At 46.2% G+C, this 14516-nt stretch carries 11 protein-coding genes; 7 read left to right on the top strand and 4 right to left on the bottom strand.

The genetic code is table 11. The features are described from left to right. Positions 1-16: 16 nt before the first annotated feature. Positions 17-2449, top strand: coding sequence for a glycogen/starch/alpha-glucan phosphorylase (locus tag NSS82_RS03190; protein WP_076105958.1), 2433 nt, complete (start codon positions 17-19; stop codon positions 2447-2449). Between the two features lie 86 nt (positions 2450-2535). Here NSS82_RS03190 and NSS82_RS03195 read toward each other — a convergent pair whose 3' ends face one another. Beyond that, positions 2536-3015, bottom strand: coding sequence for a GAF domain-containing protein (locus NSS82_RS03195; protein WP_036676791.1), 480 nt, complete (start codon positions 3013-3015; stop codon positions 2536-2538). Between the two features lie 228 nt (positions 3016-3243). On the opposite strand from NSS82_RS03195, the gene NSS82_RS03200 reads away from it, so the two are divergent. The 3 genes from NSS82_RS03200 to NSS82_RS03210 all read left to right on the top strand — a co-directional run bounded on the left by NSS82_RS03200 (position 3244) and on the right by NSS82_RS03210 (position 5803). Continuing rightward, positions 3244-3525, top strand: a complete 282-nt coding sequence (locus NSS82_RS03200; protein WP_036676794.1) for a hypothetical protein — start codon at positions 3244-3246, stop codon at positions 3523-3525. A 184-nt stretch (positions 3526-3709) separates the two neighbouring features. Continuing rightward, positions 3710-4264 (top strand): GNAT family N-acetyltransferase, encoded by a 555-nt coding sequence (locus NSS82_RS03205; RefSeq protein ID WP_076105960.1) that lies wholly within the window; start codon positions 3710-3712, stop codon positions 4262-4264. Between the two features lie 30 nt (positions 4265-4294). Continuing rightward, a complete protein-coding gene (locus NSS82_RS03210; RefSeq protein WP_076101386.1) occupies positions 4295-5803 on the top strand; it encodes an MDR family MFS transporter in 1509 nt (502 codons plus the stop codon). Positions 5804-6586: 783 nt separating this feature from the next. Here NSS82_RS03210 and NSS82_RS03215 read toward each other — a convergent pair. Beyond that, positions 6587-7054 carry a MarR family winged helix-turn-helix transcriptional regulator gene (locus tag NSS82_RS03215; RefSeq protein WP_036676802.1) on the bottom strand — a complete coding sequence of 156 codons (468 nt, stop codon included), beginning with the start codon at positions 7052-7054 and terminating at the stop codon, positions 6587-6589. A gap of 349 nt (positions 7055-7403) precedes the next feature. On the opposite strand from NSS82_RS03215, the gene NSS82_RS03220 reads away from it, so the two are divergent. From NSS82_RS03220 to NSS82_RS03230, 3 genes are all read left to right on the top strand, one after another. Continuing rightward, positions 7404-8747 (top strand): MFS transporter, encoded by a 1344-nt coding sequence (locus tag NSS82_RS03220; RefSeq protein WP_076105963.1) that lies wholly within the window; start codon positions 7404-7406, stop codon positions 8745-8747. A 159-nt stretch (positions 8748-8906) separates the two neighbouring features. Next, entirely contained in the window at positions 8907-9647 is a 741-nt protein-coding gene (locus tag NSS82_RS03225) for an ABC transporter ATP-binding protein (RefSeq protein WP_036676805.1), read from the top strand. Further along, positions 9644-10903 carry an ABC transporter permease gene (locus NSS82_RS03230; RefSeq protein ID WP_076272729.1) on the top strand — a complete coding sequence of 420 codons (1260 nt, stop codon included), beginning with the start codon at positions 9644-9646 and terminating at the stop codon, positions 10901-10903. The genes NSS82_RS03225 and NSS82_RS03230 overlap by 4 nt, the downstream gene beginning before the upstream one ends. Before the next feature lie 86 nt (positions 10904-10989). Here the strand turns inward: NSS82_RS03230 and NSS82_RS03235 are convergent. Together NSS82_RS03235 and NSS82_RS03240 are read right to left on the bottom strand one after the other, a co-directional pair. Next, positions 10990-12548 (bottom strand): IS3 family transposase gene (locus tag NSS82_RS03235; RefSeq protein ID WP_094903917.1). Its coding sequence is split into 2 segments (ribosomal slippage): positions 10990-11915 and positions 11915-12548, totalling 1560 coding nucleotides; the frame shifts between segments, so codons are not numbered across the junction. Between the two features lie 474 nt (positions 12549-13022). After that, positions 13023-14291: a BaiN/RdsA family NAD(P)/FAD-dependent oxidoreductase gene (locus NSS82_RS03240; protein ID WP_076105967.1), complete on the bottom strand. Its 1269-nt coding sequence runs from the start codon at positions 14289-14291 to the stop codon at positions 13023-13025. Between the last annotated feature and the right edge of the window lie 225 nt (positions 14292-14516).

Consider the following 14516-nt stretch of genomic DNA (forward strand, 5'->3'; position numbering starts at 1 on the left):
CAGGAGGAACCTGCTGTTGTTTAACGATAAAGAAACTTTCAAACAGGTGTTTCGCGAGACGCTCATCAGTAAATTGGGCAAACCTTTGGAGGAAGCCTCGAATGCTGATGTCTATAAAATATTAGGCAACATGATTCGCGAGAATGCCGGGAAAAATTGGGCGGATACCAATCAAAAGTACAAGACGGATAAGGATAAGCAGGTATACTATTTTTCTATGGAGTTTCTGATCGGAAGACTTCTGGGGAACAATCTGCTGAATATGGGCGTGCTGGAGGTCGTGCGTGAGGGATTGGCCGATCTTGGTTTCTCGCTGCAGGATATTGAGGAGGTAGAAGCCGACGCTGGGCTTGGCAATGGAGGACTTGGACGTCTAGCTGCTTGTTTCTTGGATTCACTGGCCTCCCTGCAATATGCGGGGCATGGTTGCGGTATACGTTATAAATACGGCTTGTTCGAGCAGAAAATCGTTGACGGGTATCAGGTGGAACTGCCCGATTACTGGCTGCAAAATGATAATGTATGGGAAGTGCGTCGTGAAGACAAGCAGGTAGAAGTAAGGTTCTGGGGCGTGATTGAGACTCGCGAGGAGAACGGGCGGCTTATCTTTGAGCATAGTCAATATGAGGCCGTTCGTGCAGTTCCGTATGATGTGCCTATCATTGGTGCAGATCGGCGGCATGTGAATACACTGCGCAACTGGAGTGCGGAGTCCATCACTCAGCCAGCGAGAACATTTGGCTCTTTTGCGGGTTCAGACTATCATAAATTCCTGGAATATAAGCGTTCCGTAGAATCCATCTCGGAGTTTCTGTATCCGGATGATTCACAATACGAAGGCAAGCTGTTGCGGTTGAAGCAGCAATACTTCCTCTGCAGTGCTGGCCTGCAAAGTATTCTGCGAACCTTTGGAAAGCTTGGACTCCCTATACAATCGTTGCCCGACAAGGTTGCACTTCATATCAATGATACACATCCGACGCTTGTAATCCCTGAATTGCTGCGGATTCTGATGGATGTACATGGATTAGGATGGGATGAGGCGTGGAGTATTACAACTCGTATGGTGTCCTATACTAATCATACGATCTTGAGCGAAGCGCTGGAGAAATGGCCTATTCAAATGGTCAGGGACTTGCTTCCACGTATTTTTCTTATTATTGAAGAGATCAATGCCCGCTTCTGCGGCGAGCTGATGAGCCGTTATCCCGGTGATCAGGACCGGATTTCACAGATGGCGATTATTCATGACGATCAGGTTCGCATGGCCCATCTGGCGATTGTGGCGAGCCATAGTGTCAATGGGGTAGCGGCGCTGCATACAGAAATATTGATGAAACGCGAAATGCGGCTTTTTAATGAAATGTACCCGCACCGCTTCAATAATAAGACGAATGGGATTACTCACCGGCGCTGGCTGATGCATGCCAATCCGGATCTGGCTAACCTTATCAATCAATCGATAGGAACCCGCTGGATGAGCCATCCGCAAGAAATGATTGGCTTGATTAAATATTGTGAGGATGCTTCCTTCCAAGAACAAGTGGCCAGCATTAAACGGCGGAATAAGCTCAAGTTGGCTGAATACATCTACAGCAAGCATTCAGTACATGTAGACCCCGACTCTATCTTTGATGTTCAGGTGAAGCGCCTGCATGCTTATAAGCGGCAGCTGCTTAATATTTTGCATATTCTGCATATGTACAACCAAATCAAAGATAATCCTTCGATGGATATGGTACCGCGCACGTTTATATTCGGAGCAAAGGCGGCACCAAGCTATCATTTGGCGAAGCGAATTATCAAGCTGATCAATACTGTGGCAGAGGCTGTCAACAACGATCCGGATGTTAGAGGCAAGATTCGTATCTTTTTCCTTGAGAATTATTCGGTATCTTTGGCCGAGAAAATCATTCCTGCTGCGGATATTAGTGAACAGATCTCTACAGCGAGTAAAGAGGCCTCCGGTACGGGGAATATGAAGTTTATGATGAACGGTGCATTGACCGTAGGTACGATGGACGGCGCTAACGTGGAAATGCATGAGATGGTAGGGGACAACAATATGTTCCTGTTCGGTCTTCGCGCTGAGCAGGTAATGGATTATTATCAGCATGGCGGCTATCACGCACGTGATATCTACAATGGGGATAGCCGTGTGAAGGAAGTATTGGATCAGTTGGTTAATCCGGGACCTATATGCTGTCATGGTGCGGAGTTTGAGACCATTTTCCATTCTCTTTTGGATAATAACGATGAATTCTTTGTGCTTAAGGATTTCGCAAGTTATGTCGAGACTCATGTCGAGATTGACCGGGCATACCGCAACCGTCAGGAATGGCTGAAGAAGTCTATTATAAATATTGGCCATTCCGGTAAATTCTCTAGCGATAATACGATTAGCCGCTACGCCGCGGAGATTTGGAATATCAGTCCGGTACGGCTATAGGCTCAACAAGATTAGGCTGTCTTATAAGTAGGAGATTCCTACAAATGAGACAGCCTATTTCTTATGCTTTATAAGGCAGAGCTGCTTTAGATAACTTCCGATACCAGGGCAGCGAACCGCTCTAGGAACCGGCGTTCCTCATCATCAAAACGATCTTTCAGCGGACTGTCGATATCGAGTACGCCAAGCAAACGATCATCCTTGATCAGCGGTACAACAATTTCGCTGTTTGAAGCGGCGTCACAGGCGATATGTCCCGGGAATGCATGGACATCTCCAACTACTAGCGTGCGTCGTTCCGCAGCAGCCGTTCCGCAGACTCCACGAGACAACGGGATGCGGATGCAGGCAGGAAGACCTTGGAAAGGTCCGAGCACAAGCTCCTTGCCATCAAATAAATAAAAACCGGCCCAATTCGTATCCGGCATAGCGTGTTTAAGCAGTGCCGAAGCATTGGCCAGGTTGGCCGTAGCACTTGGTTCGTCCTTTACTAATGCTTCTAGTTGGATTAGAACCGCTTCAAACTGCTCGTTGCGTGTTCCATCGTAAGGCATAGCTTGAAACATGAAGCATCACCTTCCTGTACTTTAAATTCAAATATGAACTCCTAACTGTAATTATCAACATAGTACAGCTAGACATGATACGTCAAGCGACAATACCAATCTGTAACAATATGGAATGTTCCTTGAAGTCCATGAAATGCGCAACAGCCACAATAATGTTTCCGAGGATCGGTCAGAGGGTAATGCTAGTATAAATACCGAAGGCTATATAGCCGGAAGAGGTGGAATATGCGCGCTGATGTACAGAACTTGTTCATAGGAATTCATATGCTTTATTGTGCACGGGATAAAGATGTGACGATCTCAGAGATGCTGCTCGGACTTGAAGATCTGGGGTATCGTGTAGGAGAACGCGAAGTGAAACAGGAATTGGAAAAGCTGACACTGGACAACTTTCTGACTGCCCATACCGAAGGGTACAGTATTACGGGGACTGGAATTGAAGAGTTCAAGGATATTCGAGCCAAACTTCAGGTGTTATGCAGTGAAGTTATTCATGAAGCGGAATGAAATCATTGTAGTTAAGTTTAATAAAAAGCGTCTGTATTAAGGGAGTGTATGCCCCCTGATGCAGACGTCTTTTTATGTTAACGCGTAGAATTTGTTCTTTTCAATGTTAAAGAATTTAGAACTTTTATCTTAAGGATATACTCTTGAATGATGTATAATTGATAAGTTGAAGGGGGGCAGAGATTTGTATATCTGCAATGGAGTGATACCCACACTGGTCGGCAGTAGATTGAAGCTGTGCGCTATGACTACTGAGCATGCTTCAGCATTATATCAGATCTGGTCTCATCCAGAGGTCACCCGCTGGCTGGGGGCTCCAGCATTATCCTCTATAGAAGAGACTAAGCAACTGATTGCTTTTTTATTACAGATGGCTCAGGAAGAGGAGAGCTTGCGCTGGAGTATTGTAGGACCCGAAGGTGAAGTTATAGGGAGCTGCGGTTATAACTATTGGCAGTTGCAGGGAGCTTACCGCGGGGAAATTGGCTGCGATCTGGCGCCTGCCTTTTGGGGACTTGGATATATGAAAGAAGCGCTTGGTTTAGTGCTCGACTTCGGCTTTAATAGGATGGGGCTGAATCGGATAGAAGCGCTGTGTCATCCTGATAATAATCGTGCGGAGAGGCTGGTTCAAACGCTCGGCTTTCAGAAGGAAGGTATACTGCGTCAATATCGCCAGACACCTTCCGGCTTTCAGGATGTGACCCTACATGCGCTTCTACGTGGGGAATGGGAATGATTTTATTACATAAAGAGAGGGTTTGGAACATTGAAGTCAACAGGGGATTTAGAACGTAAATTAATACTGATAGGGGTGCTGCTAGCTACCTTTCTAGCTGCGATTGAAGGAACGGTAACAGGACCAGCGGGTCCAGCTATCGTAGGTGAATTTCAGGGAATGCAGTGGCTTAGCTGGATATTCACTTCTTATTTGCTGGCAATGGCTATTACTACTCCTATTTTCGGCAAAATCAGTGATCTCTTTGGACGCAAGCCGGTGTTCATGTGGGGAGCAGCTGTTTTTTTATTAGGCTCGTTATTATGCGGTATTTCGCAAAGTATGGAGCAGCTGATCCTGTTCCGTGCAATACAGGGGATTGGCGCGGGTGCGCTCATTCCAATGACCTTTACCATCATCGGGGATATTTACAGTATCGAGGAGAGAGCGAAGACACAAGGATTACTTAGCTCTGTATGGGGGATTTCCTCTTTGGTAGGTCCTCTTCTTGGGGGATATGTAGTAGATTACCTAAGCTGGCGCTGGGTATTTGTTTTTAATCTGCCATTCGGTTTATTAGCAATGGTATTTATTGCCCGTTATCTGAAGGAAGAGAAGGTACGTCGGAAAGCACAAATTGATGTGGCAGGGGTGCTGCTGTTCGCTGCTGGTATGGGCGCATTGCTCTTCGGTCTCTCCACAGGAGGACAGAATCTGGAGTGGACATCCCCACTGCTAATCGCAACTCTAAGTGTGGCTGTTATCCTGCTAGTCTTATTTTTCTTTGTGGAGCGTCGTGCTCCTGAACCTATGTTGCCGCTGGGTCTATTCTCGAACCGCAACATAGCGGTATCTACTGGCGCTAACCTGCTGGTAAGCACATTAATTATTGGGCTTTCTACGTATGTGCCATTATGGGTGCAGGGTGTATCCGGAAAAAGCGCCGCCATCTCAGGTTTGCTATTGGCGCCGATGTCGGTAGGCTGGATGTTTGGTTCGATCGCCGGAGGGCGGATGATTCTAAAAGCAGGCTCGCGTCGAACCGCAATGCTTGGGTTGATTATGATCGCTGCCGGGGCTATTGGCCTGGCTTTCTTAACAGGTGAGTCTTCACAGCTGCTGCTTTTATGCTTGATGCTGGTCTGTGGAGTTGGCTTTGGGTATTCTTCTACAGTCTTTACGATTATTGCGCAGTCCTCTGTTGCGTATGAGCAACGGGGAGCATCTACAGCGCTTAATGCGTTCACGCGTTCTTTAGGACAGACTGTTGGGGTGGCTATTTTTGGTTCTTGGCTGAACTTGAATATTGATAAGCTGTTAAGAAAACAACCGGATTCGAACATCTCAGGAGATGATATTAATAAGCTGCTTGGATCGCATGCAGGAACTAACCTGTCTGGGGAAGTATCAAATAGTTTGCGTGATGCCCTTGAAGGTGGTCTTCATTCATTATTTATCGTAATGGCAGTTTTCGCTGTTTTGTCGCTGATAATATCCTGGGGTTTGCGCAAGGGTGTGCCTTCAGTAGAGGATGCTACATCGTCCTTGAAAAAGGCATAACTTATTAGGTAGATAGCGTGTTAAAGTGGTTGAACCATACGAATTGACTCTTGGAGTGGCGTACGGAGTGACACATAGAATGACGCATGGAGAGACACATGGACTAACGGACGGAGTAGCACATGGAATCACGCACGGAATAACGGACGGTGGCACGCCAGATTGATGTAACCTCTAGAGTAGAGAGTCGATGGAAGCAGTGGATAGACGCGTTTAGTTGTATTTCGTACAACTATAATCCTGCTGGTAACTTTTTCAATGGATATAGCTGTATTTAGTACACCTATTTTCTTGATTTACTCGCCTAGGGGTGGTTTGTCTGGTTTTTAATTGTACAGAATACACTTAAAGTTAGAATGAGCGGATTTGCATACGAAATAGCTGTATAGAATGCAGTTATTCCCTAAGTTACTGCTCAGGTTCATCAAGATCCGGCGCTGAAAATATAGCGGGTTACATCAAAAGTGAATTTTACCGAGAGCGATAGTAACGGTCAGCTGAAAGGGACGCCCAATCGGAAGCGTGCTCGCCAAGTCTAATCGGAATCGTGCTCGCAAGTCCCGCCTGCCGAATAAGGATGACTATGATCCGAGGGTTGCCAAAAGCGGACCTCAAAGTCCGTCTTCGGCATCGACTTACCGATCATCTGCTCAAGTAAGCCGGCGCAGAACAAAAAAACCAATAGGCGATTCTCAAATAAATCGGAGAATCGCCTATTGGTTTTCTTTTTACCATTAACAGAAATCAATAACAGCTTGTCTGTAACACATAAATAAGCGACTCTTACTTACGGGGAAGAGGGGACAGCTTCTCAGCTTGTAGACCCATCTTTTTGAGGAGAACAATCATTTGTTCCTTCTCATCATCATTCAGACCGCTGAAAGCAAGATGCAGGCGTTCTGAATATTTCGGATACATCTCATTCATGAGACGTTCACCTTCCGTAGTCAGCTCCGCAAAAATCACGCGGCGGTCGCTCGGACAAGGCTTACGCTGCAAATAGCCGCGTTCCTCAAGCTTATCGATTACGTAAGTAACGTTGCCGCTTTGCAGCAGCAGCTTGGCGCCAATTTGTTGAATGGGTTGTGGTCCCTTATAGTACAACACTTCCATAACGGCAAAGGCAGTCGGATTAAAACCTTCAATTTTGCTGCCGGTAACAGCATGTTCATTAATGCTCTTAAAAGACTTGGCAAATACCCGGTACAAATGTAGTGTTAATTGCGTATCACGTTCGTAAGATTGTATCATGCTTCTCCACCCTCTATCGTTAATCATGTGTGAACTCATCGCACAGTTTGCAATCAATAGTCATTAGTGCACGGGTTACCTGTGCAACGAACCTTGAGATAACCTTAGAATACGTGAAAGAGCGAATGAAGAACATGTGATTTGTCACAATGAGCACACTTTTAATTATTAAAAATCAAACAATTTTTTAAATACGATAAAAACGAAGGTTTTTTTGATTTCAGTCTTTGAAAGGATAAGAATTTCAGCCTTAGGTTCAAGCACTATTTACGCCTCCAGACGGATGATTGATGTTCTCCAATATTTTACTATTACTTCATCGAGAAATAGTAACGGGGAGTGAAGTAAGATGGAGGAACAGCTGGCTCATGATTCAAAAGAAGGAAAGCTGACGGCGAATAAGCCCTTTATGCTGCTTATTGCCGCACAGCTTGTATCGAATGTGGGAGACTGGTTGCATATACTAGCGCTACTGACAATGGTAGGTTTTAAATGGAATGCTACACCGTGGGAAATTACGGCTATATCTTTATGTATGGCTGTGCCGTTGCTCTTGGGAGGGCCGTTTGCAGGTTATTTAAGTGACCGGTTTAACCGCAAGGCGCTGATGATTGGTTCCGATCTTGCTCGTGCCGGAATCGTTGTTTGTTTGGTATTTGCAGGTTCTCTCTGGCAGGTATATGTCCTGTTGGTAGCTAAAGGGATCATGGATGTACTCTTTTCACCAGCCAAAAGCGGAAAGCTCAAGGAGCTTGTCCCTGCGGCCCAGATGGATAAAGCCATGGCGCTTAGCTCATCTATTGAACAAATAACTAAAATTGTAGGTCCTGCTCTCGGTGGACTGCTGGTTGCCGCATTTGGTATTGCTGCTTGTTATGTGATTGACTCGGCTACCTTCATTTTATCGGCGGTCATCTTAATAGGACTGCCGCGTACGGCTGCACTGAAGAAAGATGCAGCAGAGGATAGCACAGGGGAGAATGGTGCTCGGAAGTCTTTTCGCCAAGAAATGTCGGCGGGTCTGCAGGTGATCGTGGGAATGCCTGTAGTGCTTTGCGGGATTGCTATGCTGGTGCTAGTGCTGCTAATGCTGCAAATTGGTGATTCGCAGATTGTAACGTTATTCCGGGAAATTCCGGGTGTGAACGGAGATCTGCTGGGTTGGTGTGTGGCAGCCAGTGGTCTTGGCACCTTACTGTCAGCCCTGCTTGTAAGCCGTATAGGCAGTGGTAAACATACGCTCGTCTTCATGGGATTGGGAGCTGTAATTATGGGGGGTGTTTTCTCAAGTGCAGGAATTGTAACTGCCCACGGTCAGGCTGGACTCTGGATGAACATCGCTTTGTTTGGTTCTTTTATGTTTGCTGGTGTGGGGGCAGGCCTTGCGTTTATTCCCTTCAATTCTATGCTGCAACAGCGGACCCCTGCGGAATACACGGGCCGTGTATTTGGAACTATAGGCAGTCTAACAAGTGCGGCTGTTATCTTAGGACCTGTAGCCGGTGGGGCTTTAGTTACAGCGTCAGGACCTGTCCCGGCGTTCATTCTCTCTGGTACGCTTACAGCCCTGCTTGGAGTGTTGCTGTTAATGCTGCGTGGTAAAATCGAGCGGAGAGATGAAGCGGCAATTAAACGTGAGGAAGGAATTTCAGCAACAAATAACCTAGAGCTTCTCGGACAGACCTCTCTTTAATGGGAGGTTTCTTTTTAAATATAAGAGTAGTTCTCTTAGCTGTGAAAAAATCAGTATGCTTCCTTGGAGAAAGTATATATAGTACGATTAGAGAAGCTATCTTTCTGGATTGGAATTTCGATAATAATATTTATAAGAAATATTTAGGAGTTGGCGAATATGGAGAATGTAGAAATAACAGGGGATACCGAGAGCGACGAAGAGATTGTACTCGATGTTGAGATCGATGAAGCAGGCTATGAAGCAGGTGCCCCATGCATATTCGATATTTCATTTCAGGTGCGGCGTGGACAGCTGCTCGGACTGATCGGACCAAATGGTGCGGGAAAAAGTACTACAATCAAAACATTGCTCGGTTTGCTTAAGAATACCAAAGCTAAGGTCTCCTTTAATGGAGTTAATAAGTCCTATGCTTATGTACCGGAGCAGCCGGTGTTTTATGAGGATCTGACCTTATGGGAGCACTTAGATTTGGCTGCTGCTGCTTATGGACTAAAATATGAGCAGTTTCAAGAAACGGCGGAGAGATTACTGAAGCAGTTCGGTATGAATCATGTCCGTGATGATCTTCCAGCTGGCTTCTCTAAGGGTATGAAACAGAAAATGATGCTGATGCTGGGCTTTTTGGTACAGCCGGATGTTTATATTGTGGACGAGCCTTTTATCGGCTTGGATCCTCGGGCCACTAAAGATTTCCTGCGACTGCTGGAAGCGGAGCGGCAGCGCGGAGCTGGTGTATTAATGTCTACGCATGTATTGGATACTGCTGAGAAAATTTGCGATGATTTTGTGCTGATCTCGGGTGGCAGGGTTGCCGCTGCAGGAACGCTTGAAGATATACGTGATTATGCTGGGCTGCCGGAGGCGTCGTTGTTTGATTGCTTCGACGAACTGACATGAGTAAGCAGAAGCAGCGAGGGTTTGCTTTTCCTACCTCCAAAAAGCTATTCTGGCGGCGATTATTTTCTCATTGGCGTGAGCAATCTGCTATTATTCGTACGGCAGCCGATTGGACTGTGCTGTTATATATACTGATTCCCGGAGGATTTCTGGGAGGACGGTTATATTACGGGTTCTGGAATGAGGCACTGCCAGCTTGGAGTGCAGATTTGCCGTTTATGTTGATTCCTTCATTATTAGTGCTCCTGCTCTGTAGAGGTGGACTGGTGCTATTATTGCAGGAAGGGGATCTATTATTTCTAAGACAACGGCAGCGATGGATAAATACGATCATGTTTCGCGGGTTGCTGTACAGCCTGATCGTAACATCGTTGAAGTTCTGTGTAGCTTTTGTGCTGTTATTACCTTTCCTGGTTCGGGGATATGGAATGCTGTCATCCGAGGTATGGGCGCTGTTCGCTCTAACTCTGGCATGTAGCTGGTGCGTTAAATTACTTGGGCATATTGTAAAAGTACAAAAGCAAGGCTGGCGGCGCTGGCTGTGGCTGTTTCTGGCCATCTCCGTTCCCTGTGGGATTTATTTCCGTGCAGCTGCGTTTTGGAACAACCGTCCAGTTTTTATGCTGCTGATTGCAGCACTCTTTGCAGTCGTAGCGGTAATCGCTCTTCAGCGGCGTATAGTGATGCGTGGGACATTCATGAACGATGTGCGTGAAGATTATAAGCAGCGGATGAAAATAGCGGCCCTATTGCTCCGCGGCGTACTGGATAAGCCGCGTCCGACCCGCCATAAGCCGTGGATTTTCCGAAAATCACAGCCTTTGCTAAAATCAAAAACTGCCGAGAGCCGTTTCTCTGCGGCAGCGATTAAGGCACTTGTACGGAATCCGGCCCATTTAAAGCTCTACTTATCGTTTACTGCTGTGTCCCTTCTAGCGATATTTATCATTCCATCAGGGTTCAAATGGCTGGGCTTTATAGTTTTAGTTTCCCTCATGACCAATTGGCTGTTGTCGTTCTGGTCGTTATTCGTGGGAGATGATTACATCGGAATTCTGCCGTTTACGAAAGAACAAAAAGCCGAAGCGGGGCTGCGTGCGGTCCCTATCTTACTGTTTCCTTTTTCAATCATTTGTTCTGCGCTGATCTGTATTTCCTTATATGGATGGTTTGGGATTATCCTGTTCATCCCGCTAGGTTATATCGTTGCACTGTTTAGCTCTAGAATATTTGGAACATTTCGCTTAGCGAAATAAAGATATAAATAGAACGGAAGAGTGCCCCATAAGCCGTAAAATGAACTGCACCCCGTCAAGTAGACAGCACAAAAAATAAAAGTAGTTTAAGCGGCCTTAGTCCTAAATTCAATGGGACTGAGGCCGTTTAGTTTTGCCTGTAACCGTTCGTTATTATAAAAGTGAATGTAGGTATCAATATCTGTTTGGAGTTCTTCAAAGGTCTGGTAGGTATGTAAGTAGTACTTCTCACATTTCAATGTTCCCCAGAAGGATTCCATCGGCGAATTGTCAATGCAGCAGCCTACTCGGGACATGCTTTGCTTCAGTTCTGCATCGTCCAGCATCTTCTTAAAATGCAGAGAGGTATACTGGAAACCACGGTCGCTATGGAGTAAGGTTCGGCTCTCCGGTGCTGCCTGCAAAGCTAATTCCAGTGTGTTAAAAACTAGCGAATTATTATTGGAATGACCCAGAACGTAAGCAACAATGGACTTGTCATACAGATCTTTTATTGCACTTAAATACGCCTTCTTGCCGTTGCCGTATTTGAATTCCGTTACATCCGTTACCCATTTTTGGTTTGGAGCTTCAGCCTCAAAATTACGGTTCAGCACATTCTCTGCAACCTGCTGAGGCGTGGAGCCTACATACTTCTTTCTCTTTCTGCGGATGACTGACTGGATACCTTGGCATCTCATCAGCCGGTACACTCGCTTTGCGTTAATAGATTTATCCATTTGTCTGCGCAAATGCAGGGTCAATTGGCGATACCCAAAGGTTCGTTCCACCTTCTCATACAAGAGGAGCATGGCCTCTGTCAGTTTCTCGTTGTCAGCCTCTCGAAAACTGGGTTTGCGATTCAACCATTTGTAATAACTTGACCGTGAAATCCCTGCGATGTCACACAAAAGCCGAATGGAGCAAGACTGTTCCTGCTGAACAGCCTGAATGGCCAGGTAGATATTCACCTGGCGAATGGTTCTTAACGCCTCCTCTTTTCGAGTTCCTCTAACTTTTTTAGAAAAGCATTCTCCGCACGCAGGCGTGCATTCTCGTATTCCAGCTTTTGCATCGCGAGTTTGTGGCGATCTGCTTCCGTAAGTTCTTCAGGCGCTTTGGTGCGTCCTCTACCGTCTCGTAATGCCTCTTCACCACCTGCTTCGTACTTCTTTACCCAGCTATATACTTGTTGGTAAGACACGTGAAAATGGCTTGCCGCCTTCGCATAGTCTTCTCCGTTCGAAAGGCAGTACAGCACGATATTTATCCGTTCCTGCCAAGTGGTTACGCGTCCTTTGGTCATAGCTTTAGTTCCTCCTGAATGAGCTGTTAAGCTGTTGCTATGACCATTATACTTCCTAATCCAGTTGGCGAGTTGGGTTGCACTTGCAATCTTATACTTGCAGATGATTTGGTTTTGCGACAATCCTCCCTCGAGATAATCCTTAACGGCATAGAGTTTAAGTTCTGCAGAATACGTACGATTGTAGCTTCGGACTTCCAGCCCTTCGTATCCATACAATTGATAACGTTGCCGCCACTTCACTATAGAGTTTTTGGATATTCCATACTTCCGGGCCGCAGCTTTCAAACCAATGTCGCCCCGTTCAATTTCTTGGAGAATCGTTAACTTTTCCAGTGCTGTATACTTCTTTTGTTCCATAAAAATGCTCCCCATACAGCGACAGGTTTTTATTATTTCACCTGTCTACTATATGGGGAGCATATCAAAAAGGCTGCTGGGGCACTCTTCTTTTTTTGTCTTGATTCGATCTATTGCACGCACGTACGTATGAGGTACCTAGCTAGCCTATCGGACACAGCTGCCCCAAAACATACTATTTTTCCACTTTTGGGATGCTAACGGACTCCATAGTTGCTATTGCCATGAAAAACACCATATATGAGCCTCATTATAAGGAATAGCGTCGTTGGAGTCCGAAACCTTGCCAATAAGGTGAAAAATACGCAAATAACGTCATCTGGGTCCGAAGCCGCAGTAGCTGATTAGGCAGACGCTCCACATAGCTAACGAACCCAAAACAGAGGAGCGATTCTCCAATTAATGAGAGAATGGCGCGGTCCGCCATTTTCAAAGCAGTAAGCTGCTTGGAGGATATTCACGTTGCACTAGAGATTATCCCAGTCGAATGTCAGCGGCGTGTTTGCCTGCTGTATATCCTGTTGAGAAGGCCGCTGTTATATTGTAGCCTCCTGTATAGCCATGGATATCGAGTACCTCGCCGCAGAAGAATAACCCCGGCATAAGCTTCGATTCCATTCTTTTGGGATCGATCTCCTTCAGATTTACCCCACCGCCGGTAACAAAGGCCTCGGATAGGGAACGGGTGCCATGCACATAAACTGGCATGCGTTTCAAAATCCCAGCCAATAGAAGCAATCCATTCTTGGAGACGTGATGACCGGTTGTATCCCCATCTAATTCAGCTTTAGTCAGCAAGAGGGGGATGAGACGTTCTGGCAACAGTCCTTTCAGCGAATTGCGGATCGCTTTCTTTGGTTCCTGATCCAGCTTATCCTGCAACATAGATTCTACTTCCTGTGCGTTCAGATCAGGGAAGAGATCGATGGACATCTCCACCGTATCTGTGCCGGATTTACGTTGGACTTGTCTCAGAAATTGGCTGCACCGCAGTGCAATGGGTCCTGATAATCCAAAATGGGTGAATATCATATCCCCTCGATGAGAGATGACTTTCTTTCCTTTAGGATTCCACACAGTAAGGACCACATCACGTAACGACAGACCTTGCAGCTCGCCGGACTTAATCCATTCTTCCCGTGAAAGAATCGGCACCTCTGTCGGGAACAGCTCGGTGATCGTGTGCCCTGCGGCTTCTGCCCAAGGGTAACCATCTCCCGTGGAGCCGGTCTGTGGTACGGACTTGCCTCCGGTAGCGATGATAACAGCAGTGCAGGCGATCGTCTTGCCCGAGCTCAGCTGGACTCCCTTAACAGCCCCTTCGTTATAGATTATTCTTGAGACGGGACTGTCGGTCATAATCTGTACGCCTAGACTCCGTACTTTGCTAATTAAGGCAGAGACGACACTAGAGGCCTTATCGGAAACGGGAAACATCCGCCCGTTATCTTCTTCTTTTAATGCAATGCCTAAACCTTCAAAAAAGGCGATGATATCCTGGTTATTAAAATGGTCGAAGGCACTATACAAAAAACGCCCGTTTCCTGGAATATGGGCGATTAGCTCGTCTCTTTCCTTGATGTTGGTAACATTGCAGCGTCCGCCACCAGATATTCCGAGCTTTCGGCCTAGTTTTGCTCCCTTGTCGATTAGCAGAACGGATGCCCCGTGTTCTGCAGCGGCCACGCTTGCCATTAGACCCGAAGGGCCGCCCCCAATGACGATCACATCGTAATTGCTCATGAAATTTAACTCCTTTACATGTTAAGACACGGAAGCCTATTCCGCGGGTATTCCTAACGGAATCATACCATTCTGATTCACATGTAACCAGTCTTGTCCAATCATTAGGTGATTATCGTTGTCAGGAGAGTAATCCTGTGCTTTAATCTAAGCATGTAGGGTAATTTGTCCATTTTGGGGTGTGATTGTAATTATGGGTGCGGTTAAGGATATCTTATTGCAAAT

This window comes from Paenibacillus sp. FSL H7-0735, from assembly GCF_038008505.1.
GTDB lineage: Bacteria > Bacillota > Bacilli > Paenibacillales > Paenibacillaceae > Paenibacillus_AQ > Paenibacillus_AQ odorifer.

Bases quoted from the DNA above. Each gene is read 5' to 3' on its own strand.
- NSS82_RS03195 (WP_036676791.1), bottom strand. From the start codon at position 3,015: ATGTTTCAAGCTATGCCTTACGATGGAACACGCAACGAGCAGTTTGAA.
- NSS82_RS03200 (WP_036676794.1), top strand. From the start codon at position 3,244: ATGCGCGCTGATGTACAGAACTTGTTCATAGGAATTCATATGCTTTAT.
- NSS82_RS03215 (WP_036676802.1), bottom strand. From the start codon at position 7,054: ATGATACAATCTTACGAACGTGATACGCAATTAACACTACATTTGTAC.
- NSS82_RS03220 (WP_076105963.1), top strand. From the start codon at position 7,404: ATGGAGGAACAGCTGGCTCATGATTCAAAAGAAGGAAAGCTGACGGCG.
- NSS82_RS03225 (WP_036676805.1), top strand. From the start codon at position 8,907: ATGGAGAATGTAGAAATAACAGGGGATACCGAGAGCGACGAAGAGATT.
- NSS82_RS03230 (WP_076272729.1), top strand. From the start codon at position 9,644: ATGAGTAAGCAGAAGCAGCGAGGGTTTGCTTTTCCTACCTCCAAAAAG.
- NSS82_RS03240 (WP_076105967.1), bottom strand. From the start codon at position 14,291: ATGAGCAATTACGATGTGATCGTCATTGGGGGCGGCCCTTCGGGTCTA.